The organism is Streptomyces tuirus (assembly GCF_014701095.1).
Classification (GTDB): domain Bacteria; phylum Actinomycetota; class Actinomycetes; order Streptomycetales; family Streptomycetaceae; genus Streptomyces; species Streptomyces tuirus.
Genome location: NZ_AP023439.1, coordinates 1317059 through 1342409, shown reverse-complemented (window position 1 = coordinate 1342409; position 25351 = coordinate 1317059). Strand labels below are relative to the sequence as shown.

Here is a 25351-nt window from a genome sequence, read left to right as displayed (position 1 = left end):
GTCCGCGTGCTCTGATGACCGGTGGTGTCTGGCGCCAGAAAACTATCGTCGCTAGTTTATGTGCCGGACGACGACGCCCCGCCCCCGGAGGAAGCGCGATGAAGGCATACGACGGCATGTACATCGACGGCGCCTGGCGCCCCGCCGCCGGCCCGGACGTGATCGAGGTCGTGAACCCGGTCGACGAGCAGATCATCGGCACGGTCCCGGCGGGCACCGCCGAGGACGTCGACGCCGCCGTGCGCGCCGCCCGTGCCGCCCTGCCGGACTGGGCCGCGACCCCGCCCGCCGAGCGTGCGGCGCGCCTGACCGCCCTGCGGGACGTGCTCGTGACCCGCGCGGACGAGATCGCCGAGACCGTCACGGCCGAGCTCGGCTCCCCCCTGAAGTTCTCGCAGGCCGTCCACGCGGGCGTGCCGATCGCGGTCGCGGGCTCGTACGCCGAGCTGGCGGCCACGTACGCCTTCGAGGAGAAGACCGGCAACTCGGTCGTGCACCACGAGCCGGTCGGTGTCGTGGCCGCGATCACGCCCTGGAACTACCCGCTGCACCAGATCGTCGCCAAGGTCGCCCCCGCCCTCGCGGCCGGCTGCACGGTCGTGGTGAAGCCCGCGGAGGACACCCCCCTGGTCGCCCGGCTGTTCGCCGACGCCGTGCACGAGGCCGGGCTCCCGGCGGGCGTCTTCAACCTGGTCACCGGCCTCGGCCCGGTCGCGGGACAGGCCCTCGCCGAGCACCCCGGCGTCGACCTGGTCTCCTTCACCGGCTCCACCGCCGTCGGCCGGCGGATCGCCGCGATCGCCGCCGGGCAGATCAAGAAGGTCGCCCTCGAACTGGGCGGCAAGTCCGCCAACGTCATCCTCCCGAGCGCCGACCTGGCCAAGGCGGTCAACGTCGGCGTCGCCAACGTCATGTCCAACTCCGGGCAGACGTGCAGCGCCTGGACCCGGATGCTGGTCCACCGCGAGATGTACGCCGAGGCCGTGGAGCTCGCCGCTGCCGCCGCCGCCAAGTACGGCGAGAGGATCGGCCCGGTCGTCAACGCCAAGCAGCGGGACCGGGTGCGCGGCTACATCGAGAAGGGCGTCGCGGAGGGCGCCCGCCTGGTCGCCGGCGGCCCCGAATCCCCGCGCGAGACGGGGTACTTCGTCAGCCCGACCGTCTTCGCCGACGTCACCCCGGACATGACCATCGCGCAGGAGGAGATCTTCGGCCCGGTCCTGTCGATCCTGAAGTACGAGGACGAGGAGGACGCCCTGCGCATCGCCAACGGCACGGTGTACGGCCTGGCCGGCGCCGTCTGGGCCGGTGACGAGGCCGAGGCGGTGGCCTTCGCCCGCCGGATGGAGACCGGCCAGGTCGACATCAACGGCGGCCGCTTCAACCCGCTCGCGCCCTTCGGCGGCTACAAGCAGTCGGGCGTGGGCCGCGAACTCGGCGTGCACGGCCTGGCCGAGTACCTCCAGACCAAGTCCCTCCAGTTCTAGTCAGGGAGTCCCTTCCGTCATGGCTGTCCGCGCCGCCGTCCTGCCCGCCATCGGCTCCCCGCTGGAGATCACCGGCATCGACCTGCCCGACCCCGGACCCGGCCAGGTCCGCGTCCGGCTCGCCGCGGCCGGGGTCTGCCACTCCGACCTGTCCCTGTCCGACGGCACCATGCGCGTGCCCGTCCCCGCCGTCCTCGGCCACGAGGGAGCCGGCACGGTCGTCGCCGTCGGCGAGGGCGTCGGCCACGTCGCACCCGGCGACGGGGTCGTCCTCAACTGGGCCCCGTCCTGCGGCGCCTGCCACGCCTGCTCGCTCGGCGAGGTGTGGCTGTGCGCCAACGCCCTCAGCGGCGCCGCCGACGTCTACGCCCGCACCACCGAGGGCACCGACCTCCACCCCGGCCTGAACGTCGCCGCGTTCGCCGAGGAGACGGTCGTCTCCGCGTCCTGCGTCCTGCCGGTCCCGGACGGCGTCCCGCTCACCGACGCGGCCCTCCTCGGCTGCGCCGTCCTCACCGGCTACGGCGCCGTCCACCACTCGGCCCGGGTCCGGGCCGGTGAGACGGTCGCGGTGTTCGGGGTCGGGGGAGTGGGCCTGGCCGCCCTCCAGGCCGCCCGGATCGCGGGCGCCTCGAAGATCGTCGCGGTGGACGTGTCCGCCGAGAAGGAGGAGCTGGCCCGGGCGGCCGGCGCCACCGACTACGTCGTCGCCTCCGACACCACCGCCCGCGAGATCCGCGGCCTCACCGGCAAGCAGGGCGTCGACGTCGCCGTCGAGTGCGCGGGACGCGCGGTCAGCATCCGCACGGCCTGGGACTCGACCCGCCGCGGCGGCCGCACCACGGTCGTCGGCATCGGCGGCAAGGACCAGCAGGTCACCTTCAACGCCCTGGAGATCTTCCACTGGGGCCGCACCCTCTCCGGCTGCGTCTACGGCAACTCCGACCCGGCGGTCGACCTCCCGGTCCTGGCCGAACACATCCGGGCGGGCCGCCTCGACCTGAGCGCGCTGGTGACCGAGCGCATCTCCCTGGACGGCATTCCGGCGGCCTTCGAGAACATGCTGGCGGGCAAGGGCGGCCGGGCCCTGGTCGTCTTCTAGCCCCGGCTCCGGCGCACCCCGGCCTCCTCGCGAGGCCGGGGCCTCCGGCATGTCCGGGCCTCGCGGTCGATGCCAAGTACAGGCAAAAAACTCCTGGTGCGCGACCCGTTGACGCGCATACCGTCCGGTCAGTACGTTCCCCGGAACTCGAGCCACCCCCCGTTCCGTCCCCGCATCCCCGGAGCGTGCACCGCATGGACACGGCACCTTCCGCTCAACCCGTCACGACCACGCCCGCCGCCGGGAACCGCCGCCGGGTGGCCACCGCGGCAGCGCTCGCCTCGGCCGTCGAGTGGTACGACTACTTCGTCTTCGGCATAGCCGCCGCCCTCGTGCTCGGCGACCTCTACTTCCCCGCCGGCAGCGCCACGGCAGGCGTCCTCGCCTCGTTCGCGACCTTCGCCGTCGGCTTCCTCGCCCGCCCCATCGGCGGCATCGTCGCCGGCCACCTCGGCGACAAGCGCGGCCGCAAGCCGATGCTCGTCCTCGCGCTCACCCTCATGGGCCTCGCCACCACCGGCATCGGCCTGCTCCCGACGTACGAGACGATCGGCGTCGCCGCCCCGATCCTGCTGGTCCTCTTCCGCGTGCTGCAGGGCATCGCCGTAGGCGCCCAATGGGGCGGCGCGATGCTGATGGCCACCGAGTACGCCCCCGAGGGCAAGCGCGGTGTCTACGGCAGCTTCGTCCAGCTCGGCGTCCCCATCGGCGTGGTGACCGCCAACACGGTCTTCCTGCTGGCCGGGGCGTTCACCACCGATTCCCAGTTCGCGGCCTGGGCCTGGCGCGTGCCGTTCCTCGTCGGCCTGTTCGTCCTGCTGCTCGCCTGGTACATCCACACCCGCGTCGAGGAGACCCCCGAATTCCGGGAGGCGGAGAAGAAGCTGGCCGAGAAGGAGAAGGGCGAGCAGTCCTCTCCGCTGCGCACGATCCTGCGCGGCCACCTCGGCACGGTGCTCCTCGCCGGCGGCTCCTTCGCCGTGAACACGGCGACCTTCTACATCATCATCACCGGCGTGCTCGACTACACGACCCGCGAACTCGGCATGAAGAAGAGCGCCGTCCTCATGGTCTCGCTGTGCATCAGCCTCACCCAGCTGGTGCTGATCCCGGCTGCCGCCGCGCTCTCCGACAAGTTCGGCCGCATCCGGATCTACGCCATCGGCGCGGCCGGCATCGCGCTGTGGGCCGTACCGCTCTTCCTGCTGATCGACACCGGCTCGCTGCTGTGGCTCGCGGTCGGCACATTCGTCGCCAGCTGCTTCCTGAGCATCATGTACGGCCCCCAGGCGGCCCTGTTCGCCGAGCTGTTCACGCCCGAGATGCGCTACACCGGCGCCTCCCTCGGTTACCAGATCGCGGCCGTCGCGGGCGGCGGGCTCGCGCCCTTCATGATGGTGCTGCTGCTGGAGGCGACGGGTACGTCGATGGCGGTGTCCGGGTACATCGTCGTGCTCTCGGTGATCGCCCTGGTGTCGATCAAGATCCTCGCGGACCGGGCACGCGCGGCGGAGGCGCCGGCGGAGCCGCGGACGAGCTCCGAGACGGAGACGACGTCGGAGCCGGAGACGAAGTCGGAGCCGGAGACGAAGGCCGAGTCAACGGGCTGAGTCCCCGGCCTCCTTGGCCTCCTCGGGCCGTGGCTCCGGAACCGCTCCCGGAGCCGCGGCCCGTGCCGCCGCCCGCGACCTCGACCGGGACACCGCGACACCGGCCAGGCACAGCACTCCGCCCACCAGCGTGAGCGCCCCCGGCACCTCGCCGAGGAACAGCCACGACATCAGCACGACCAGCGCGGGCGCCGCGTACGTCGTCGCGCCCATCCTGCTCGCGGTCGTCCGGGACAGCGCGTACGCCCACGTGGTGAAGGCGAGCGCGGTCGGGAAGACGCCCAGGTAGACCATGTTGAGCGTCGCCGAGGCGGGCGCCGACGCGGCCTCCTGGACGAGCTGCCCCGCGAACGGCAGGCACAGCACCGCGCCGACCAGGCACCCGAACGTCGTCACCTGCAGCGGGCTCGCCGTGCCCAGCGCCGGCTTCTGCGCCACGACACCACCGGCGTACGCGATCGCCGCCAGCAGACACAGCACCACCCCGAGCACCGAGGAACCGCCCTCGCCCGACATCGACAGACCCACCGTCACGGCACCGGCGAACGACACGGCCATCCCCGCCAGCAGCCGCGGCGGCATCGGGTCGCCGAGCAGCCGGGCTCCGAGCAGGGCGATGAGGATCGGCCCGGTGTTCACGACCAGGGCGGCCGTACCCGCGTCGACCTGCTGCTCGCCCCAGTTGAGGGCGACCATGTAGAAGCCGAACCACAGCAGCCCCGATATCGCGATGCCGCGCCAGGCCGGGCGGGGCGGCAGTCCCTCCCGCCGCAGCAGGCAGATCACCCCCAGCGTCAGCGCACCGGCCAGCAGCCGCCCGAGCGCCAGCGCGCCCGGCGAGTAGGCGTCGCCCGCGCTGCGGATCGAGACGAAGGCGGAGGCCCACAGCACCACGGTGACGGCGGCCGCACCGGCGGCCAGCAGTTCCGCCCGGCGTGCGGGACGGGACGGGGAGGCGTTCGACATCATGCTCCAGAGGCTAGGAGGGGGAGGGGGTCGCAAGCTCGCGGATTTCGGACGGGGCTATCGCAACGCCCCCGCCTCCACGCCCAGCAGCTCCCACAGGGCGCTCTCACCGGCCGGCGTCACCTTCACCGCCCGCTCCGAGCCGATGCGCACGCACCAGCCCGTGTCCAGGGCGTGCCGGCACAGGGCCGCCCCCGCGACGCCCGCCAGGTGAGGGCGGCGTTCGGTCCAGTCGAGACAGGCCCGGGCCAGAGGGCGCCGGCCCCGCCGCTCCAGGCCGATCCCGGCCGACGCGAACCACGCCAGCCCGGCGTCGGTGAGCGCGAAGCCCGTCTCCTGCTCCAGCAGCCCGCGTGCCGTCAGCGCGTCGGTGACCGCGATGCCGAGCCGCCCGGCGAGATGGTCGTAGCAGGTACGGCCCCGGGCCATGGCCGAGCCGGCGCTCGACTCCCGCAGGTTCCGCGGCCGTACCGCCGTGCCCGGCGAGACCTGGGCGGCCAGGTCCTCCACCAGCTGGGCGACGCGGGCGTCGGCCAGCCGGACGTACCGGTGACGGCCCTGGCGCTCCTCGGCGAGCAGCCCGCCCGCCACGAGCCGGCCCAGATGCTCGCTCAGCGTCGACGCGGCCACGCCCGCGTGCCGTGCCAGCTCGCTCGCGGTCCAGGCCCGTCCGTCCAGCAGCGCCAGCAGACACGCGGCCCGGGTCTCGTCGGCGAACAGCGCGGCCAGCCGCGCCAGTGCCGTGGCCTGCGGGTCCCTCGTCGTCATGCCTCCAGCATGGAACACGGACGGTTCGGCCACCGCCGAAGCGTCCGTGGCGCGTTGCCCTACGCCGTGCGCCGCACCCGCTCGTACTGTTGCGCCAGCCCGTCCAGCAGGGCCGTCAGACCGGTCTCGAAGGCGCGCTCGTCGATCTTCTCCTGCTTCTCGGCGAGGAGATGGGCCTGCTGGAGATGGGGGTAGTCGGCGGGGTCGTAGGCGCTCGCGTCGTCCACGAATCCCCCGGCGAAGGAGCCGAGCGCGGAACCCATCACGAAGTACCGCATCAGCGCGCCGATCGACGTGGCCTGTGCCGGCGGCCAGCCCGCGGCGACCATCGCGCCGTAGACGGCGTCCGCGAGGCGCAGTCCAGCCGGGCGGCGGCCGGGGCCGCGGGCCAGCACCGGGACGATGTTCGGGTGGTCGCGCAGGGCGGCCCGGTAGGAGACGGCCCAGTCGTGCAGCGCGGTCCGCCAGTCCCGGCCGTCCTGGAACATCGACAGGTCCACCTGGCCGCTCACCGAGTCGGCGACCGCCTCCAGGATCTCGTCCTTGGTGCGGAAGTGGTTGTACAGCGAGGGCCCGCTGACCCCCAGCTCGGCGGCGAGCCGCCGCGTGGAGACAGCGGCCAGACCCTCCGCGTCCACGAGCGCCCGGGCCGTCTCGACGATCCGGTCGGTGCTGAGCAAGGGCTTGCGCGGTCGGGCCATGGCGCACATAGTAGGGCTGCACACAGAAACTAGCAGTGCTAATTTAAATGTACGGCTTTCAATGGGGTGACCTGTGGTGAATCTGGAGCTCAGCGAGGAGCAGAGCGCGGTCCGGCAGCTCGCGCGGGACTTCGTGGAGCGTGAGATCACCCCGCATGTCGTCGCCTGGGACCGCGCCGAGGAGGTCGACCGGGCGATCGTGAAGAAGCTCGGCGAGGTCGGCTTCCTGGGCCTGACGATCGACGAGGAGTACGGCGGCTCCGGCGGTGACCACCTCGCGTACTGCCTGGTCACCGAGGAGCTGGGCCGGGGTGACTCGTCGGTGCGCGGGATCGTCTCGGTGTCCCTCGGGCTGGTCGCCAAGACCGTCGCCGCCCACGGCAGCGAGGAGCAGAAGCGCCGCTGGCTGCCGGGGCTGACCTCGGGCGCGTCGATCGGCTGCTTCGGCCTGACCGAGCCGGGCACGGGCTCGGACGCGGGCAGCCTCGCGACCCGGGCGGTACGCGACGGCGACGACTTCGTCCTCAACGGCACCAAGATGTTCATCACCAACGGCACCTGGGCCGACGTCGTCCTGCTCTTCGCCCGCTCCACGGACGCCCCCGGCCACAAGGGCGTCTCCGCCTTCCTCGTCCCCACTGACACGCCCGGCCTGACCCGCCGCACCATCCACGGCAAGCTCGGGCTGCGCGGTCAGGCCACCGCCGAACTGGTCCTCGAGGACGTGCGCGTGCCGGCCTCCGCCCTGCTGGGGCAGGAGGGCAAGGGCTTCTCGATCGCCATGTCGGCCCTCGCCAAGGGCCGGATGTCGGTCGCGGCGGGCTGCGTGGGCATAGCCAAGGCGGCCCTGGACGCGGCCGTGCGGTACGCGGGGGAGCGCGAGCAGTTCGGCAGGACCATCGCCCACCACCAGCTTGTCCAGGAGCTGATCAGCGACATCGCGCTGGACGTCGACGCGGCCCGGCTGCTGACCTGGCGGGTGGCCGACCTGATCGACCGGGGGCAGTCGTTCGCCGTGGAGTCGTCCAAGGCCAAGCTGTTCGCCTCGGAGGCCGCCGTCCGCGCCGCGAACAACGCGCTCCAGGTTTTCGGCGGCTACGGCTACATCGACGAGTATCCGGCGGGCAAGCTGCTGCGGGACGCCCGGGTGATGACCCTCTACGAGGGCACGAGCCAGATCCAGAAGCTGGTCATCGGGCGGGCGCTGACGGGGGTCTCGGCGTTCTGAGTACGCGCCTGAGTACTTCGGCGGATGTGGCGCGGGCCACGTCCGCCGATGCTGTCCCCCATGAGTGACACACCGGGCAAGCAGCAGAACACGGCCGCCTTCTACGGCCAGGCCGTCGCCTCCTTCGCCGTCGCCATGGCGGCCACCGCCATCGGCATCTACCAGCTGAGCGCCGACGCCTGGGTGCGGGCCTTCCTCGCCATCGCCGTCCTGTACCTGGTCACCTCGGCCTTCACCCTGTCCAAGGTGATCCGGGACCGGCAGGAGGGGCCGGGCGCGGCCCCCTCGTACGCCCCCTACGAGAAGCGCTGAGCGGTCGCTCTAAGCGCTCGCTCACCTTCGGCGGTATGGTGTTGCTCCTGCCAGTGGAGAGGGGCGAGTGATGAGTACGGCGGAGGAGACGGCCGGCGGCGAGGCGCAGGCGTGGGGCGAGGTCACGCCCGACGCGGCGCGGCGGCTGCTGGTCGCCGCGGTGGAGGCCTTCGCCGAGCGTGGCTACCACGCGACGACGACCCGTGACATCGCGGGCCGCGCCGGGATGAGCCCGGCGGCGCTCTACATCCACTACAAGACCAAGGAAGAGCTGCTGCACCGCATCAGCAGGATCGGGCACGAGAAGGCCCTGGAGATCCTGCGGACGGCGTCGCGGCGCGAGGGCAGCCCCACCGAGCGGCTCGCCGACGCGGTGAGCTCCTTCGTGCGCTGGCACGCGGGCGGGCGCACCACCGCGCGGGTCGTGCAGTACGAACTCGAATCGCTCGGGCCGGACGCCCGCGCCGAGATCCTCGCGCTCCGGCGCCAGGTCGACGGCGAGGTGCGCGGGATCATCGAGGAGGGCGCGCGCTCGGGCGAGTTCGAGGTCGTCGACGTGCACGGCACGACGCTGGCCGTGCTGTCCCTCTGCATCGACGTGGCGCGGTGGTTCAACGTCGACGGGCCCCGGACGCCGGAGCAGGTCGGCGAGTTGTACGCCGACCTCGTGCTGCGGATGGTCGGGGCCCGGGGTGCGACGGACTGAGGCCGGGGTGCCGCGGCCTCGGAGGTGGTCCGGGACCGGCCTCAGAGGTAGTAGCGCGCCACGGACTCGGCGACACAGACCGGCTTGTCGCCGCCCTCGCGCTCGACGCTGAAGGCGACGGCCACCTGGACCCCGCCCGGCACCTCGTCGACGGCGCTGATCGTCGCCGTGGCCCGCAGCCGGGAGTTGACGGGGACCGGAGCGGGGAAACGCACCTTGTTCGTGCCGTAGTTGACGCCCATCTTCACGCCCTCGACGGCGATCAGCTGCGGCCCGAAGAGGGGCAGCAGCGACAGGGTCAGATAGCCGTGCGCGATGGTGGTGCCGAAGGGGCCGGCGGCGGCCTTCTCCGGGTCGACGTGGATCCACTGGTGGTCGCCGGTGGCCTCCGCGAAGAGGTCGATCCGCTTCTGGTCGACGTCGAGCCAGTCGGTGTACCCCAGTTGTTCGCCCACTGCCGACTTCAGCTCGTCGACGGACGTGAAGATCCTCGGCTCTGCCATGTCTTCCAGGCCTCTCGTGTGCAGGGGGTCTGCGCGCTCAATCTCTAAGCGACTGCTTAGCATGGTCGGCCGAGGGGGCTGTGTCAACGCACTCGGTAGGGTTCGAGGGGTGCACCGGATTCCAGAGAAGATCCATGAGCTCACGGTCGGCCAGCTCGCGGCGCGCAGCGGCGCCGCCGTCTCGGCCCTGCACTTCTACGAGTCCAAGGGCCTGATCGGCAGCCGCCGGACCTCGGGCAACCAGCGCCGCTACTCGCGCGACACACTCCGCCGGGTCGCCTTCATCCGGGCCGCGCAACGGGTCGGCATCCCCCTGGCGACGATCCGCGAAGCGCTCGCGGAACTCCCCGAGGAGCGCACGCCCACCCGGGAGGACTGGGCGCACCTCTCCGAAGTCTGGCGCACCGAACTGGAAGAGCGCATCAAACAGCTGAACCGGCTGCGGGACCACCTCGCCGACTGCATCGGCTGCGGCTGCCTCTCCCTGGACACCTGCGTCCTGTCCAACCCCGACGACGTCTTCGGTGAACGCCTCACCGGTTCCCGTCTGATGGTCGACCGGGGCGGTCGGGGGTAGCGGGGGAGGCATCCGCCCGGCCCGCCGCGTGCTCCGTCAGACCGGCCGCGACGAGCTCGGCGTTGGACCCCGCCGGCGCGCCGTCCGGCAGCACCAGGACGTCCTCCAGCCCGATCCGCGTGGCCAGGCCCAGCCGGCCCGCGAGTCGCAGCACCGGCCAGGCGCCGCCGTCCTCGCCGTGCAGCAGCACCGGGCGTCCGTGTGCCGTCCCGATGCCGGACAGAAGGGCCCGCGCGGAGGAAACGGCGGCTGACGGGTCCGTGTCGGTCACCTCCGCCAGGACCCTCAGGACCTTCGGCCCGAGCGGTGAGGCCGCGAACCGCTCGGCCCCGTCCGTGCCCGACCAGATGCCGGCCTCCACGCCCACCCCGAGCTCCATGAGCAGCGCGGCCGTCTCCTCCGCCCCCGGCTCGTGCCAGTTGACCGAGGCGTGGTCGGGCAGCACGGTCCAGTCGCGGATCCGCCGCAGCCGGGCGGCGGGGTCGGGTTCCGCCCACGCGCCCGTGGTCACACCGACCGGCACCGGCACCCGCTCCCGGATCGCCGACAGCGTCCGAGCGAGCACCCGCGGCGACAACGTGTCGTGTCCGCAGGGCGTCTTGGGGTGGACATGGATGTCCGTCGCCCCGGCGGCGACGGCCTCGGCGGCCGAGTCGGCCATCGACTCGGGTGTCAGCGGCACGGCCACGCCGTCAGCGGCCGTCCGCGAACCGTTCAGGCACACCTGCATCATGGCGTCGATGGTGCCAGTCACCACCGGCAGTGGGGGTGCGGCATCCCCGGCGCACCCCCCGCGCACCCGCATCCGTCAAGCCGACACCAACAGCCTCGTCCGCCGGGCGTACGCCAGGGACTCGGGCGTGAGCACCGGGCGCGGCACCAGGATTCCGCAGTCCGTGCAGACCGGACCGGACGAGGGTTCGTGGTCCAGGTCGTACCTCCACACGAGCCGCTCCCCGTCGCACACCGGGCACTGCGAGCCCGGCTCGCGCTCCAGCGCGGCGATCAGCCGGCGCAGCACCTCGGCCAGCGGTTCACGGGGATGGACCGCCGGATCGTCGCACCAGGCCACACCGAAACCGCCCCAGGTCAGCCGGTGCCAGTCGTCCACACTGCCCGGGCTGCGCAGCCCGTCGTGCTTCTCCTTCTTGCGGCGCTCGGCGAACTCGACCTCGTAGGCCAGCCAGACCGCCCGCGCCTCCTCCAGCTCGTCCAGTGCGGCCACGAGCCGCACCGGATCGGGAGAGCGGTCCTCGGGGCCGAACCCCGCCCGGGAGCACAGATGGTCCCAGGTCGCCCTGTGTCCGTAAGGCGCGAACCTCTCAAGGCACTTGCGCAGCGAATAACGCCGCAAGGCCAGATCGCACCGCGGATCGCGCACCTGTCTCGCCAGACTCCGGAAACCCGCCATCGTCCTGCACCTCCGTCACACCTGCACCTGTAATCCGGTCACTTCGGCGTCGTCGTACGGACGTCGCCGAATAGACGTATCGACAAGCGAATCGGCTCCATCCGATTTCAAATGGCCTCCATAAGCGGCCCGAAGAGGCTCGCGAGTCGACTGCCGTGATTCCTGTGCCTGTTGTGCTGACTTCACAAAGTGACGCTTGTTCATCTTCAAGCCGGGGGATACCGGCGGTAACATCCCGCCCACCCCCGTCGGGAGGAGCCCCCCATGCCACGGCGTGCCCCACGCACCGTTCTCGACAGAATGAGAACTCCCAGCGGAATCCCCGGGTTCCTGAAGACAGCATCGGTATGCACGCTGATCGCGGGTCTCTTGTCGCCGCTTGCCCCGGCAGGCGCCTCGGAAACGGCGGCGGCGCAGGTCACGGCCGCGGCGAACGACCATTGCGGCAATCAGTGTTCGGACATCCTCCCGCCCGGTCAGAACGGCAACGCCACCCTCGCGCAGATCCTCCTCAACCAGGCCTTCGGCACCCAGCCCCAGCATGCCGAGGACCAGCTCGGGCCCTACGCCGACCTGGCCAAGGGCTACTCGGGCCTCACCAACGACAAGATCAACACCTTCTTCAACGACGCGTCCTTCGGGGTCCCCGCCGACCAGGTCGCCTCCACCGTCAAACCCGCCGGACGCGGTGACGTGACGATCGTCCGGGACAAGAAGACCGGTGTGCCGCACATCACCGGTACCACCAGATACGGCACGGAGTTCGGCGCCGGCTATGCGGCGGCCCAGGACCGGCTGTGGCTGATGGACGTCTTCCGGCACGTCGGGCGCGGACAGCTGACCTCCTTCGCGGGCGGTGCGCCCTCCAACCAGGGCCTCGAGCAGCAGTTCTGGCGGCACGCCCCGTACAGCGAGGCCGATCTGCGGGCGCAGATCGACAACGCCGTGGCCACCAACGGCGAACGCGGACAACAGGCCCTCGCCGACGCAAGGGCCTACCTCGACGGCATCAACTCCTACATCGACGCCTCCGACAGCGGGCGCACCTTCCCCGGTGAGTACGTACTCACCGGGCACAAGGACTCAGTGACCAACGCCGGAACCATCGAACACTTCAAGATCACCGACCTGGTCGCGCTGGCCTCCGTCATCGGCGCGCTGTTCGGCTCCGGCGGAGGCGGCGACGTGAACAACGCCCTCTCGCTGCTGGCCGCCCAGGAGAAGTACGGCGTCACCGAGGGCACCGAGGTCTGGGAGTCCTTCCGGATGCGCAACGACCCGGAGGCCGTCCTCACCCAGCAGGGCGGCAGGTTCCCCTACGGCACCAAGCCGGCCGACCCGCAGGGCACGGCCCTGCCCGACGCCGGCTCGGTGGAGCCGGAGCCTCTCGTGTACGACCGCACCGGCAGCGCCGCGACGGCCGCCGCGACCGGCGCCTCCGGCCACGCCGCGAAAACCGCCACCTCGTCCGCCAGGCGCGGCATGTCCAACGCCCTCGTGGTCAGCGGCGAGCACACCGCCAGTGGCCACCCCGTCGCCGTGTTCGGCCCGCAGACCGGCTACTTCGCCCCCCAGTTGCTGCTGCTCCAGGAGATTCAGGGCCCGGGCATCAGCGCCCGCGGCGCCTCCTTCGCAGGCCTGAGCATGTACGTCGAACTCGGCCGCGGTCAGGACTACGCGTGGAGCGCCACGACCTCCGGCCAGGACATCATCGACTCCTACGCCGTCGAACTGTGCCAGGACGACTACCACTACCTGTACCGCGGCACCTGCACGCCGATGGAGAAGATCGAGCAGAAGAATGCCTGGAAGCCCACGACCGCCGACGGCACCGCGGCCGGTTCGTACACCATGCGCGTCTGGCGCACCAAGTACGGACCCGTCGAATACCGCGCGACGGTCGGCGGCAAGAAGGTCGCCTACACCACCCTGCGCTCGTCCTTCCTGCACGAGGCCGACTCCATCATCGGCTTCCAGATGCTGAACGACCCCGACCACGTCAAGGGCCCCGAGTCCTTCCAGAAGGCCGTGCAGCACATCAACTACACCTTCAACTGGTTCTACGCCGACTCCGAACACACCGCGTACTACAACAGCGGCGACAACCCGGTGCGCGCGGCCGGCGTCGACTCCGAGTTCCCGGCATGGGCCCGGCCGGCCTACGAGTGGCGCGGCTGGTACCCGGCGTCCAACACGGCCGACTACACCCCGCCCTCCGCCCACCCCCACTCCATCGACCAGGACTACTACGTCTCCTGGAACAACAAGCAGGCCAAGGACTACACGACCGCACCCTGGGGCAACGGCTCGGTGCACCGCGGCAACCTCCTGGAGGACCGGGTGAAGAAGCTCGTCCAGCAGGGCGGGGTGACCCGGGCCGCCCTGGTGAAGGCCATGGCCGACGCCGCGCTGGCGGACCTGCGGGCCGAGGACGTCCTGCCCGAGCTCCTGAAGGTCGTCACGAGCTCGCCCGTCACCGACCCGGCCGCGTCGGCCGCCGTGAGCAAACTCCAGGCCTGGGTCGCCGCCGGCGGCAAGCGCACGGAGACCGCTGCCGGCTCGAAGAGGTACGCCGACGCCGACGCGATCCGCATCCTGGACGCCTGGTGGCCCCTCCTGGTCGAGGCCGAGTTCGAACCGGGCCTCGGCAGCGACCTCTACACGGCCGTCACCGCCGGCCTCCCCGTCGACGAGTCCCCGTCGGCCGCGCACGGCCCGACCGGCTCGCACGCGGGAAGCTCCTTCCAGTACGGCTGGTGGAGCTACGTCGACAAGGACATCCGCACGGTGCTCGGTGAGCCGGTGAAGGGGCCGCTGGCCCGCACGTACTGCGGCGACGGCAGCCTCGGTGCCTGCCGGGACACCCTCATCGGCACCCTGAAGCATGCGGCCGGAAAGACCGCGGCCCAGGTCTACCCCGGCGACGACGTGTGCGCGGCGGGCGACCAGTGGTGCGCCGACTCCATCAACCACCGCACCCTGGGCGGCATCAAGCACGGCAAGATCAGCTGGCAGAACCGGCCGACCTACCAGCAGGTCGTGGAATTCACCTCACACCGGTGACCACCACACCGGTGACCACCACACACCGGTGACCAGCCCACACCGGTCACGCGTGAAGCGGCGGCGGGTCAGCGCACACGGCCCGCCGCCAGCACCAGCCGGGCCAGCTCCGCGTGCAGGATGTCGCTGTGCGCACCGGCCGGCGGCCCGCCGCGCCGGACCACGGCGGACGCGTCGACGTTCACGCATCCCGAGGCGGGCAGTCTCGCCTCCAGGGCCCCGGCGAGGGTGTACGCACGCGTGCCCGGCACCGCCTGCACCCCGTCGTGGCCCATCGCGCCCCACTTGGCGCCCAGGGCCCGCCCCATGTCCAGTTCGGTGGCCGACCGGCTGTCGCCCGCCATCCGCGAGGCCAGCGGGTACATCGTGCCCAGGGCCGCGTCGTGCCGGGAGTGGCAGCACACCAGGGGCCCGTCGACACGGTTCTGCTGCCCCTGGAGCACCCCGCCGGCCCGGGCGTCGTGCGGCAGCCGGGCCGCGAACGCGTAGTGCGAGAACGCCCCTTGGAGCAGCGTCACCGACTTCACCGTGCGCACACCCTCGGGAAGGCCGCGCAGCGCGAAGGACACCAGCCGCGCGCCGAAACTGTGCCCGACCAGGTGCACCCGCACCTTCGGAGCCGCCTTCGCGAGCTGCCCGACGACCCGGCCGAGCCCCCGCTCCCCGACGGTTCCCGCGCGCCGCTTCATCGCGTAGTACGTCGCCTGCCGCAGCAGTTCGTGGGCGCCGTCCCAGGGGCTGGGGATCCTGAAGCCCTGCTGCGGCCCGGACGCCTCGAGCTCCCCCAGGGCCCGCGCGAACTCCTCGCAGGCCGCCGCCGATCCGGCGAACATCTCCGGCTCGCTCTGCGGCACGCCCTCCGCCACCGTATCCGCCGCGAACAGCGCCTGCGGCCCGGGCGCCACCACCTCCACCAGGGTCCGCACCAGCCGCCCGAACTCCTCCAGCTCGGCCTCCTCCGGCGGTTGCTGCTCCAGCAGCCGGGCGATCTGGTCGACCAGGATCGCCCGGCCCGGGAACGTCTCCAGCAGGGCGTGCCGGGTGTCCTTGTCCAGCACCGGGCGCCTCGCCGGCTCGGCCGCCACGGCTCGCGGCAAGTCCGGGATCGGCTCGTCGGAGAACCGCATCGCCGGCCACAGCACCCCGGCGTACCCGACCCGGGCCGCCGGGGCCAGCCGCGGCACGGGCGCGAAGAAGCGGTCGTAGAGGCGGTTCGCGCCCGAGCGGTCGGTGTTCCAGCCGTGCGCGAAGACGATCAGATCGCGCACGCCCCGCTCCCGCACCCCGGCGAGCAGCCGGTCGCGCCCGCGGCCCCCCGGGTCCCCGTCCGCGTCGAAGGCCAGCTCCCAGTAGGGAGTCACACTCATCGCCGGATCCGCCATGACAGGCCCCCTGGTCGCCGGGTGACGCCACGATGTGGCGCATCGTCCTGCGAACAGGGGAGCTTGGCCATACGTCACGGCGTATTCACCTCAGCGGTAGAGCAGGTACCTCCGCCGCGTCCTGCGGAACGCCGCCAGCTCCTCCTGCCACCCCGCCACCACCTCGTCGGTGTCCGCGCCCGCGTCGATCATCGTCCGCACGCGGGTGGAGCCGGTGAGCTTGTCGATCCAGTGGTCCGGGCGCCAGGCGAAACCGCTCCAGACCTGCTTCGCGGTCACGAGCAGGGCGATCCCCGTGCGCACCGGATCGAAGGCGGCCCGGTCGTGCACATGGACCTGCACCCCGCCGATCGTCTTCCCCTGGAACTTCGAGAACGTGGGCGCGAAATAGGCCTCCCTGAACCGGACCCCGGGCAGGGCGAGTTCGTTCACCGCGGCCGCCCATCGCCGGTCGACGCCCTCCGCGCCCAGCAGCTCGAACGGCCGGGTCGTGCCGCGCCCCTCCGACAGGTTCGTGCCCTCGAACAGACACGTCCCCGAGTACACCAGGGCCGTCTCCGGCGTCGGCATGTTCGGGCTCGGCGGCACCCAGGGCAGTCCGGAGGCGTCGTAGAAGTCCGAGCGCTTCCAGCCCGACATCGTCACGGTCTCCAGCGGTACGGCCTCGGTCAGGAACTCCTCGTTGAACAGGCGCGCCAGCTCGGCGACGGTCATCCCGTGCGCCTGGGAGACGGGCTGCCGCCCGACGAACGTCGCGAACTCCTTGTGCAGGACCGGGCCGAGGGCCGCGCGGCCGGTCACCGGGTTCGGCCGGTCCAGCACGACGAACCGCTTGCCGGCGAGCTGCGCGGCCTCCATGCAGTCGTACAGCGTCCAGATGTACGTGTAGAAGCGGGCGCCGACGTCCTGGATGTCGAAGACGACCGTGTCCACGCCGGACGCGGTGAAGATGTCCGCGAGCGCCCGGCCGCTCTTGAGATACGTGTCGTAGACGGGCAGGCCGGTCGCCGGGTCGTCGTAGCGGCCCTCGGAGCCGCCGGCCTGGGCGGTGCCGCGGAAGCCGTGCTCAGGGCCGAAGACGGCGGTGAGGCCGACACGGCTGTCGGCGTGCATGACGTCGACGATGTGGCGGGCGTCGCGGGTGATGCCGGTGGGGTTGGTGACGATGCCGACCCTTTCGCCGTCGAGCAGGGAGTAGCCGTCCTGGGCGAGGCGTTCGAAGCCGGTGCGCAGGTGCCTTTGGCGCTGGGCGGCGGCTGCGGTGGAGGTGGCTGATAAGGCTGCCGCCGTGGCAGTGGTGATGACGGCTCGTCTGGAAGGGCGCATACGGTGACCTCCTTGAGCGGGAACGGTCGGCATGGGCACGGTATGCGCTTCCGCGGGCTGTGGGGAGGCTGCGGGGCCGGCTGTGGCTTGTCGCGTCCACGGGGCGGAGCCGCATATGGGTACAGCCCCGCGCCCCTTTCAGGGGCGTGGTCGATGCCCCTTCCGTGCCTCTTCCCTGGTACATACCGACCGGTTAGTCTGACGCCATTGCTGAGCCGCGAACGAGGAGACCGATGGTGGGAGCCTTTCAGGAGGCCGGAGTCGTTGTCACGGGGGCCGGCGGCGGGATCGGGGCCGCGCTCGCCCGGCGGTTCGCCGCCGAAGGGGCCCGGGTCGTGGTCAACGACCTCGACGCCGAGCGGGCCAAGCAGATCGCGGACGACATCGGAGGCATCGCCGTGCCCGGCGACGCCTCGGCGATCATCGGCGACGCCCGCGACGCACTCGGCGGGACCGTCGACGTCTACTGCGCCAACGCCGGTGTCGCCGCCGACGGCATCGAGCCCGGGCAGCCGCTGGACGAGAAGGCGTGGGCCCTGTCCTGGGACGTGAACGTGATGGCCCATGTGCGGGCCGCGCAGGAACTGCTGCCCGCCTGGCTGGAGCGCGGCAGCGGCCGGTTCGTCTCCACCGTGTCCGCCGCCGGGCTGCTCACCATGATCGGCGCCGCGCCCTACGCGGTCACCAAGCACGGCGCGCTCGCCTTCGCCGAGTGGCTCTCGCTGACGTACCGGCACCGGGGCGTGAAGGTCCACGCGATCTGCCCGCAGGGCGTCCGCACCGACATGCTGGCCGCCACCGGCAGCGCCGGGGACCTCGTGCTCCGGCCGACCGCGATCGAGCCGGAGGCCGTGGCGGACGCGCTGCTTCAGGGCATCGAGGCGGACCGCTTCCTGATCCTGCCGCACCCCGAGGTCGCCGCCTACCACCAGGCCCGGGCCGGTGACCCCGACCGGTGGCTGTCCGGCATGAACCGCATCCAGCAGCAGTGGGAGGAGGCCCGGTGACCGAGTCCCGTTACGCGGCCAAGCCCTGGCTCGGCCTGCTCAGTGACGCCCAGAAGGGCCCGATCAGCCCGGCCGGCTCCCTGGTGCACGCCCTGCGCGCCGCCGTGGCCGAGACGCCCGGCACCGACTTCCTGGCCTACTTCGACGGCCGGCTGACCTACCGCGAGGTCGACGAGCTCAGCGACTCCGTCGCCGGGCACCTCGCGGCCCGCGGCCTGCGGCGCGGCGACCGGGTCGCGGTGCTGCTGCAGAACTCCCCGCACTTCGTGCTCGCCCTGCTGGGCGCGTGGAAGGCGGGCGCGGTCGTCGTGCCCGTCAACCCGATGTACAAGTCGGGCGAGGTGGCCCACGTCCTGCGGGACGGCGAGGTGGCCGCGCTGATCTGTTCGGACCGGGCCTGGGAGTCGTATCTGCGCGAGACGGCCGCCGACTCGCCGGTGCGGATCGTGCTCACCGGGTGCGAGCTGGACTTCCAGAGCCGCGGCGACGCGCGTGTACTGACCTTCGAGCGCCTGCCGCAGGCCCCCGACGCCGACGACCTGGTGACCGTGGCACGGGCCGGGCACAAGGCGCCCGAGGACCGTGATCCCGGCCCCTCCGACATCGCGCTGATCAGCTACACCTCCGGCACGAGCGGCACGCCCAAGGGCGCCACCAACACGCACGGCAACATCATGTACAACGCCGAGCGGCAGCGGACCGGCCTCGGTCTGCCCGAGCGGCCCGTGTACTTCGCGCTGGCGCCGCTGTTCCACATCACCGGCATGGTCTGCCAGTTCGGCGCCTGCCTGAACAGCGGGGGCACGCTGGTGCTGGCCTACCGCTTCGAGCCGGGCCTGGTGCTGGACGCGTTCGCCGAGCACCGCCCGCACTACACCGTCGGACCGTCCACGGCCTTCATGGCGCTGGCGGCTCACCCCTCCGTCACCCGCGACCACTTCTCCTCCTTCCGGGTGATCTCCTCCGGCGGCGCCCCGCTGCCGCCCGCCCTGGTGGAGAAGTTCCGGGCCGGCTTCGGGCCGTACATTCGCAACGGCTACGGCCTGACCGAGTGCACCGCGCCCTGCGCCTCCGTGCCGCCCGGTCTGGAGGCGCCGGTCGACCCGGTGTCCGGGACCCTGGCCGTGGGACTGCCCGGCCCAGACACGGTCGTACGGATCGTCGACGACGCCGGCGAGGAGGTGCCCTTCGGGGAGCAGGGCGAGATCGTCGTCCGGGGCCCGCAGGTCGTGCCCGGCTACTGGCGCCGCCCCGACGCCACCGCCGAGACCTTCCCCGGCGCCGAACTGCGCACCGGCGACATCGGCTTCATGGACGAACAGGGCTGGCTCTACGTCGTCGACCGCAAGAAGGACATGATCAACGCCTCCGGCTTCAAGGTGTGGCCGCGCGAGGTCGAGGACGTCCTCTACACACACCCGGCGGTGCGCGAGGCCGCCGTCGTCGGGGTGCCCGACGGGTACCGCGGGGAGACCGTCAAGGCGTACATCAGCCTGCGGCCGGACGCCGACACGGACCCGGATGCGCTCGCCGCCTACTGCAAGGAGAGACTGGCCGCCTACAAATATCCGCGGCAGGTGGAGATCCTTCCGGACTTGCCGAAGACGGCCAGTGGGAAGATCCTCCGTCGGGAACTGCGTTCCCGTACGCAAGGCAACTGACAGCAGAACGGAAAGGCAGGTGGCGGCAGTGCCCAGGACCACGGACTCGGACGGCACGCCCGTGCCCCAGCGGCTCCTGGCCGCCGCCACCCGGCTCTTCGCCGAGCAGGGCTACGACCGCACCTCGGTGCAGGAGATCGTCGAAGCGGCCGGCGTCACCAAGGGGGCGCTCTACCACTACTTCGGCTCCAAGGACGACCTGCTGCACGAGGTGTACGCGCGCGTGCTACGCATCCAGCAGGAGCGGCTGGACGCCGTGGCCGGGGCCGACGAGCCGGTGGAGAAGCGGCTGCGGGCCGCCGCCGCGGACGTCGTGGTGACGACCATCGACAACCTCGACGACGCGATGATCTTCTGGCGCTCCATGCACCACCTCAGCCCCGAGAAGGACAAGCAGGTCCGCGCCGAGCGCCGCCGGTACCACGAACGCTTCCGCGCGCTCGTGGAGGAGGGCCAGGAGTCGGGCGTCTTCTCCAAGGCGACCCCGGCGGACCTCGTGGTCGACTACCACTTCGGCTCGGTCCACCACCTGTCGACCTGGTACCGCCCCGACGGGCCCCTCACGCCCCAGCAGGTCGCCGACCACCTGGCCGACCTGCTGCTGAGAGCCCTGCGCCCGTAGCGGTCGTCCGGCCCGCTTCAGGTGCGGCCCCGGCCGCTCTCGGGGCGCGGCCCCGACCGCTGGGGGCTCGTCAGGTACTCGTAGGTGCCGGTGAGTTCGAGCAGGCGCCGCAGCGCCGGGCCGACGCCCTCCAGGTGGAAGGCGATGCCGTCCCGGCCGGCGCGGCGGTGGATCTCGAGCAGGGTCGACAGCCCCATGGAGTCGACCAGTCCCAGCTCCCGGCAGTCCAGATGCAGGTCCGTGACCTCCCGGCGCCCGTCGAGGGCGGCCCGCACCCTCAGCAGCAGTTCCCCGCAGGTGTCGTAGTCCAGGTCGCCGGTGAGGGCCAGGCGCACGGGGTGCGGGCCGGTGCCGAAGGAGGTGGTCACGGAGTTCGTCCAGCGTCTCGGGGTCAGGGGCGGGAGGCGAGCGCGGTGCGTCCGGCGTCGAGGAGCCGGCGGGCGCGGGGGAAGTCGTGCAGCTGCTCCTCCAGCAGGTCCAGGCACGGGGGCAGCGAGCGCGCCGGGACGCGTCGGGCGGTGAGCACCTCGGCGGTCCAGGCGAGGAAGCCGGTGAAGACCTCGTCGGAGTCGACGTACAGGGCGGCCGTCAGGAAGCTGACGATGTGCGCGATGTCCTCGGCGGTGCGCTCACGCTGCTCGTCGCTGTAGTCCCGCAGCGCGGGGATGTGCTGCTCCAGACGCTGGAAGGTGTCACGCACCAGCCGCGTGGAGGACCTGGCGACCAGTGTGTACTCCTGGTCGGCCAGGTGCGGCAGGTCGTCGACCGCCTGGTGCGCGGGCACCGGCCGGGTCAGGGGACCGGCCGCGAGCCGGTCCGCCGCCGCACGGGCGTCCGGTGCCCAGGCGTCGGCGCCCAGCAGGCGGGCGTAGCGGCCGTCGGGGCCGAAGGCGAGACCACCGGCCATGACCGGGGTGCCGGCGGCCTGGACGGCGGTGATCGCGCTGTGCGCGAGAGGCAGCCGGACGGGCAGCGAACTGGACAGGCACACCGCGTCCGGCCCGGTGCGGTGGATGTGGCTGATCAGATGGGCGGTGGGAACCTGCGCGCCCAGGTAGTCCACCCGCCAGCCGCGCAGCCGCAGCGTCTCGGCCACCAGGCGCGCGGGCAGGGCGTGCCACTCCTGGTCCACGCAGGCGACCGTGATCCGGCCCCGGCCGTTCGCCGGGCGGCGGGCCGGCAGTACGGCGATGACCCGGTCGTTGATGGCGGTGGCGGCGTGCTCGTCGGCCACGCTCATGCGGTTGGCCGCCCATTCGAGGCCGACCCTGTGCTGCACGGCGCCGATGACGTCCAGCAGCACCGACTCGGGATCGAGACCCGCGGCCAGGGCGTCGGTGGCGACGTAGACGGCCGTGTACTCGTCTCCCGTGCGGACGGCGGCCCACAGCTTGTCCGCCCACGGGCCGGAGGCGGCCTCGTCGTGGGGCGCGGAGAGGCGGGCGCCGACGCCGTGGCGGCCCGGTCCGTCGTCGATGCCGGTGATGGGTGCGGTCATGCCGTGTACCTGCCCCGGTTCGCCCCGTCCACCGCACCGAGGTGAGCACCGCGCGGTGCGGTGATGGCCAGGACGGCGATGTCGTCGTGGCGTCCGTCGCCGATCCATTGCGAGGTGACCATCTGCACGCGCTCCACGACCGCCTCGGCCGGCATGCCGGCGCACTCGGCCGCCGCGCGCTTGAGGCGCTGGTCGCCGAACATGGTGTCGCCCAGCGGGCCGCCCCTGGCCTCGGTGACGCCGTCGGTGAACAGCAGGCAGGTTTCCCCCGGCGCCAGCCGGACCTGAGCGGTGCGGGAGGTGATGGCCGGCAGGACGCCGATCAGGGTGCCGCCGGTGTCGGCCTCCTCCACGGTGCCGTCCCGTCGGATGATCAGCGGCGCCGGGTGCCCCGCCGACGTGAGCCTCAGCACCACCTCGTGCTCCTCCCGGCGGACCGAGGCCAGCACGAGGGTGGCGAAGCGGGTGTGGTGGCTGGTGCGCATCGCGTTGTTCACCAGACGCAGCATCCTGGCGTGGTCGCCGGCCATGGGCAGCAGCGCGTGCAGCGTGTTGCGGATCCTGCCCGTGAGGACCGCGGCCTCCAGTCCCTTGCCGGCCACGTCCCCGAGCACGACGAGGGTCTCGGGGGAGTCCTCGCCGGGCGGGTGGACGTCGTAGAAGTCGCCGCCGACACGCTCCGTGTCCTTGCTGGCCCGGTAGCCGCCGGCGAACTCCACGCCCTCCGTCTGCCGCAGGGTGGGCGGCAGGAGCTCCCGCATGAGGGTGTCGGAGATCGAGTTCTGTTCCGCGTAGAGGCGGGCGGCCGACATCGCCGCGCCGGCCCGGGCGGCGAACAGCCCAGCCAGCGACTCCTCGGCCTCGCTGAACGCGTCCTGCTGGGCCCGGCGCAGCAGGATCAGCGCCCCGGCCGGTACGCCGTGGCCCGGCAGCGGTGTGATCACCAGCGAGCCGACCTCGCCGAAGTCTGCCGGGATCAGCCAGTCCGGAGCCGACGCGGGGTCTACCCACCGTGAGGGCACCGGCGGGAAGCCCCGCAGCGCTTCGGCGAGACCCGGCACTGAGTCCGGCGCCTCGGACACGGTGCTGCGGGTGAGTTCGCCGCGGTGGTCGCAGGCGACCACCGGCAGTGTTCTGGCGGCGGTGGGGGCGATGACCAGCGCGGCATCGGCCAGATGCTCGGTGGCCAGGCGCGCGGTGACCTCCATGCACCGGTCCAGGTTCAGCGAGGCCAGCAGAGCACTGGAGGCCTCGGTCAGGAACCGGGTGCGCCCGCGCTCGGCCTCGAGCTCTCCCATGGCGGAGCGGTAGGCGGTCTCCTCCATCAGCCACCAGACCGTGCGGCCGCCCGCCGCGACGGAGGGATGCGCCGAGAACGACCGGTCGCCCACCGTCCCGCTGACGGGCGCGGGCCGGGTCCGGTCAGCGGCGGCCAGCCAGCGGGGGGAGGACAGCGGCCGCCCCACGCGCGCCGTGGGCAGCAGAGTGCCGGCCACGTCGTTGAGCTCCGCGATGCGCCCGTCCGTGTCCAGGACCACCACGGGGCAGGGGGCGGAGGCGACGCTCACCGTGCTCACCGCGCCTGTGCGGGGCCTGGCCGGGGAAGAAGTCATGTACGGGGCCCCTACGCGTGACCCACACCTCACTCTGCGAAGACCGGACTGTGCTCGATGCACAGTCCCGCAGTCCGGGTCCGTGGTGCAACCACCGGATCCGCACAGGGCCGCATCCGCGCCGCATTCGCCCCCCGAAACAGGGTCCCTACCCGCCCGGCCGGCCACGAGACCATGCGAAGTCCCACATCCCGTCCCCACCCGGGCGACCGCATCCGCCGGCCGACGCGAGGGGCTGCGGCCGGGGCGGTGGGGCGGCGGGGCGGCGGGGTGCCGGGGCGGCGGGATGCCGGGACTGCGGGGCGCCGGGGGGCCCGACGCGGGGACGCGGGGACGGCGGGACGCCAGGGCGGCGGGGAGCCCGGAGGCCCGACGCCGGGACGCCCGACGCCGGGACGCGGGGACCGGGGGCGCCGGGGTGCCGGGACGGCGGGATGCCGGGACGGCGGGGCGCCGGGAGGCCCGACGCCGGGACGCGGGGACGGCGGGACGCCAGGACGGCGTGACGCCCGGAGGCCCGACGCCGGACGCCGGGATGCCCGACGCCGGGACGCCGGGGAGGGCCCCCCACCGCCCCGGCCACCCGCGGAGCGTCACACGTACCGCTTCAGCTCCCGCCGTGCCAGCGACCGCTGGTGCACCTCGTCCGGTCCGTCCGCGATCATCAGCGTCCGCGCTCCCGCGTACAGCTCCGCCAGCGGAAGGTCCTGGCTCACCCCGCCGGCACCGTGCAGCTGGATCGCCCGGTCGAGGATGTCCACCACCGCCCGAGGCGTGGCGATCTTGATGGACTGGATCTCGGTGTGCGCACCGCGATTGCCCACCGTGTCCATCAGCCACGCGGTCTTCAGCACCAGCAGCCGCAGCTGCTCCACCGTCACCCGCGCGTCCGCGATCCAGTTGTGGACCACGCCCTGCTGAGCCAGCGCCTTCCCGAACGCGGTCCGGGAGACCGCGCGCCGGCACATCAGCTCGATGGCCCGCTCCGCCATGCCGATCAGCCGCATGCAGTGGTGGATCCGCCCCGGCCCGAGCCGCGCCTGCGCGATGGCGAAACCGCCGCCCTCCTCGCCGATCAGGTTCGACACCGGCACGCGCGCGTGGTCGAAGATCACCTCGGCGTGACCACCGTGGTAGTGGTCCTCGTAGCCGAACACCTGCATGGCCCGCTTGATGGTGACGCCCGGGGTGTCGCGCGGCACCAGCACCATCGACTGCTGGCGGCGGATGTCCTCTCCGTCCGGGTCGGTCTTGCCCATCACGATGAAGATCTTGCAGTCGGGGTGCATCGCCCCGGAGATGTACCACTTGCGGCCGGTGATGACGTACTCGTCGCCGTCCCGCTCGATGTGGGTGGTGATGTTGGTGGCGTCGGAGGAGGCCACGTCCGGCTCGGTCATCGCGAACGCCGAGCGGATCTCGCCGGCCAGCAGGGGCTCCAGCCACTGCTTGCGCTGCTGCTCGTCGCCGAACTGGGTGAGCACCTCCATGTTCCCGGTGTCGGGCGCCGCGCAGTTCGTCACGGTCGGCGCCAGCTGCGGGGAGCGGCCCATGATCTCGGCGAGCGGCGCGTACTGGAGGTTCGTCAGCCCGGCCCCGTACTCGGAGTCCGGCAGGAAGAGGTTCCACAGGCCCTGCCTGCGGGCCTCGGCCTTGAGCTCCTCCACCACCGGCGGGTTCTCCCACGGCGAGGCCAGCCGCTCGCGCTGCTCGTGAGCGACCGCCTCGGCGGGATAGACGTACTCGTCCATGAAGGCGAGGAGCTTGGCGCGCAGCTCTTCGGTGCGCGCGTCGAAAGCGAAGTCCAT

23 protein-coding genes are annotated in these 25351 nt (G+C 72.3%); 11 read left to right on the top strand and 12 right to left on the bottom strand.

The window, feature by feature from the left end; all coding sequences use genetic code 11:
• Positions 1-98: 98 nt before the first annotated feature.
• The 3 genes from IGS69_RS06300 to IGS69_RS06290 all read left to right on the top strand — a co-directional run bounded on the left by IGS69_RS06300 (position 99) and on the right by IGS69_RS06290 (position 4199).
• Entirely contained in the window at positions 99-1487 is a 1389-nt protein-coding gene (locus IGS69_RS06300; RefSeq protein WP_190897597.1) for an aldehyde dehydrogenase family protein, read from the top strand.
• 19 nt (positions 1488-1506) lie between these two features.
• Entirely contained in the window at positions 1507-2589 is a 1083-nt protein-coding gene (locus tag IGS69_RS06295; protein ID WP_190897596.1) for a Zn-dependent alcohol dehydrogenase, read from the top strand.
• A 194-nt stretch (positions 2590-2783) separates the two neighbouring features.
• The gene (locus tag IGS69_RS06290) at positions 2784-4199 is read left to right on the top strand and encodes an MFS transporter (RefSeq protein ID WP_190897595.1); all 1416 of its coding nucleotides are present in this window, start codon (positions 2784-2786) and stop codon (positions 4197-4199) included.
• On the opposite strand, the gene IGS69_RS06285 is transcribed toward IGS69_RS06290, so the two are convergent.
• Genes IGS69_RS06285 through IGS69_RS06275 form a run of 3 tightly spaced genes read right to left on the bottom strand, consistent with a single transcriptional unit; the run spans position 4188 to position 6643 of the window.
• Positions 4188-5168: a DMT family transporter gene (locus tag IGS69_RS06285; protein ID WP_385863722.1), complete on the bottom strand. Its 981-nt coding sequence runs from the start codon at positions 5166-5168 to the stop codon at positions 4188-4190. The genes IGS69_RS06290 and IGS69_RS06285 overlap by 12 nt on opposite strands.
• Before the next feature lie 54 nt (positions 5169-5222).
• The gene (locus tag IGS69_RS06280; RefSeq protein ID WP_190897594.1) at positions 5223-5933 is read right to left on the bottom strand and encodes an ArsR/SmtB family transcription factor; all 711 of its coding nucleotides are present in this window, start codon (positions 5931-5933) and stop codon (positions 5223-5225) included.
• A 59-nt stretch (positions 5934-5992) separates the two neighbouring features.
• Complete coding sequence (locus IGS69_RS06275) at positions 5993-6643, bottom strand: TetR/AcrR family transcriptional regulator (RefSeq protein ID WP_190897593.1); 651 nt, start codon at positions 6641-6643, stop codon at positions 5993-5995.
• 67 nt (positions 6644-6710) lie between these two features.
• On the opposite strand from IGS69_RS06275, the gene IGS69_RS06270 reads away from it, so the two are divergent.
• The 3 genes from IGS69_RS06270 (at position 6711) to IGS69_RS06260 (ending at position 8880) form a co-directional block, all read left to right on the top strand.
• Complete coding sequence (locus IGS69_RS06270) at positions 6711-7862, top strand: acyl-CoA dehydrogenase family protein (protein ID WP_190897591.1); 1152 nt, start codon at positions 6711-6713, stop codon at positions 7860-7862.
• 60 nt (positions 7863-7922) lie between these two features.
• Positions 7923-8174 (top strand): YiaA/YiaB family inner membrane protein, encoded by a 252-nt coding sequence (locus IGS69_RS06265; RefSeq protein WP_190897590.1) that lies wholly within the window; start codon positions 7923-7925, stop codon positions 8172-8174.
• A 70-nt stretch (positions 8175-8244) separates the two neighbouring features.
• Positions 8245-8880, top strand: coding sequence for a TetR/AcrR family transcriptional regulator (locus IGS69_RS06260; RefSeq protein ID WP_190897589.1), 636 nt, complete (start codon positions 8245-8247; stop codon positions 8878-8880).
• A 41-nt stretch (positions 8881-8921) separates the two neighbouring features.
• Here the strand turns inward: IGS69_RS06260 and IGS69_RS06255 are convergent, their stop codons facing one another.
• Positions 8922-9383 (bottom strand): MaoC family dehydratase, encoded by a 462-nt coding sequence (locus tag IGS69_RS06255; protein ID WP_190897588.1) that lies wholly within the window; start codon positions 9381-9383, stop codon positions 8922-8924.
• Positions 9384-9492: 109 nt separating this feature from the next.
• On the opposite strand from IGS69_RS06255, the gene soxR reads away from it, so the two are divergent.
• Complete coding sequence (soxR, locus tag IGS69_RS06250; RefSeq protein ID WP_190897587.1) at positions 9493-9960, top strand: redox-sensitive transcriptional activator SoxR; 468 nt, start codon at positions 9493-9495, stop codon at positions 9958-9960.
• Here soxR and IGS69_RS06245 read toward each other — a convergent pair.
• Both IGS69_RS06245 and IGS69_RS06240 read right to left on the bottom strand, forming a co-directional pair.
• Positions 9917-10693, bottom strand: coding sequence for a 3-keto-5-aminohexanoate cleavage protein (locus tag IGS69_RS06245; protein ID WP_190904398.1), 777 nt, complete (start codon positions 10691-10693; stop codon positions 9917-9919). The genes soxR and IGS69_RS06245 overlap by 44 nt on opposite strands.
• Before the next feature lie 75 nt (positions 10694-10768).
• Positions 10769-11371, bottom strand: coding sequence for a hypothetical protein (locus tag IGS69_RS06240; RefSeq protein WP_190897586.1), 603 nt, complete (start codon positions 11369-11371; stop codon positions 10769-10771).
• A 264-nt stretch (positions 11372-11635) separates the two neighbouring features.
• Between IGS69_RS06240 and IGS69_RS06235 the strand changes: the two genes are divergently transcribed.
• Positions 11636-14434: a penicillin acylase family protein gene (locus IGS69_RS06235; RefSeq protein ID WP_190897585.1), complete on the top strand. Its 2799-nt coding sequence runs from the start codon at positions 11636-11638 to the stop codon at positions 14432-14434.
• Between the two features lie 68 nt (positions 14435-14502).
• Here the strand turns inward: IGS69_RS06235 and IGS69_RS06230 are convergent, their stop codons facing one another.
• Positions 14503-15816, bottom strand: a complete 1314-nt coding sequence (locus tag IGS69_RS06230) for a serine-threonine protein kinase (RefSeq protein ID WP_190897584.1) — start codon at positions 15814-15816, stop codon at positions 14503-14505.
• Positions 15817-15906: 90 nt separating this feature from the next.
• Positions 15907-17142 carry an exo-beta-N-acetylmuramidase NamZ family protein gene (locus IGS69_RS06225; protein WP_190897583.1) on the bottom strand — a complete coding sequence of 412 codons (1236 nt, stop codon included), beginning with the start codon at positions 17140-17142 and terminating at the stop codon, positions 15907-15909.
• 233 nt (positions 17143-17375) lie between these two features.
• Between IGS69_RS06225 and IGS69_RS06220 the strand changes: the two genes are divergently transcribed.
• The 3 genes from IGS69_RS06220 to IGS69_RS06210 are packed head-to-tail and all read left to right on the top strand — an operon-like array spanning position 17376 to position 20432.
• Entirely contained in the window at positions 17376-18149 is a 774-nt protein-coding gene (locus IGS69_RS06220) for an SDR family oxidoreductase (protein ID WP_190897582.1), read from the top strand.
• Positions 18146-19810, top strand: a complete 1665-nt coding sequence (locus IGS69_RS06215) for a class I adenylate-forming enzyme family protein (RefSeq protein WP_190897581.1) — start codon at positions 18146-18148, stop codon at positions 19808-19810. Before IGS69_RS06220 ends, IGS69_RS06215 begins: the two co-directional genes overlap by 4 nt.
• A gap of 28 nt (positions 19811-19838) precedes the next feature.
• Positions 19839-20432, top strand: coding sequence for a TetR/AcrR family transcriptional regulator (locus tag IGS69_RS06210; protein ID WP_190897579.1), 594 nt, complete (start codon positions 19839-19841; stop codon positions 20430-20432).
• 17 nt (positions 20433-20449) lie between these two features.
• On the opposite strand, the gene IGS69_RS06205 is transcribed toward IGS69_RS06210, so the two are convergent.
• The 4 genes from IGS69_RS06205 to IGS69_RS06190 all read right to left on the bottom strand — a co-directional run bounded on the left by IGS69_RS06205 (position 20450) and on the right by IGS69_RS06190 (position 25351).
• On the bottom strand, positions 20450-20800 hold the full coding sequence (locus IGS69_RS06205; protein WP_232543445.1) for an STAS domain-containing protein: 351 nt from the start codon (positions 20798-20800) through the stop codon (positions 20450-20452).
• 23 nt (positions 20801-20823) lie between these two features.
• A complete protein-coding gene (locus IGS69_RS06200) occupies positions 20824-21930 on the bottom strand; it encodes a cobalamin B12-binding domain-containing protein (RefSeq protein ID WP_190897578.1) in 1107 nt (368 codons plus the stop codon).
• On the bottom strand, positions 21927-23543 hold the full coding sequence (locus IGS69_RS06195) for a PP2C family protein-serine/threonine phosphatase (RefSeq protein WP_190897576.1): 1617 nt from the start codon (positions 23541-23543) through the stop codon (positions 21927-21929). The genes IGS69_RS06200 and IGS69_RS06195 overlap by 4 nt, the downstream gene beginning before the upstream one ends.
• A 593-nt stretch (positions 23544-24136) precedes the next feature.
• Positions 24137-25351 (bottom strand): acyl-CoA dehydrogenase, encoded by a 1215-nt coding sequence (locus IGS69_RS06190; protein ID WP_190897574.1) that lies wholly within the window; start codon positions 25349-25351, stop codon positions 24137-24139.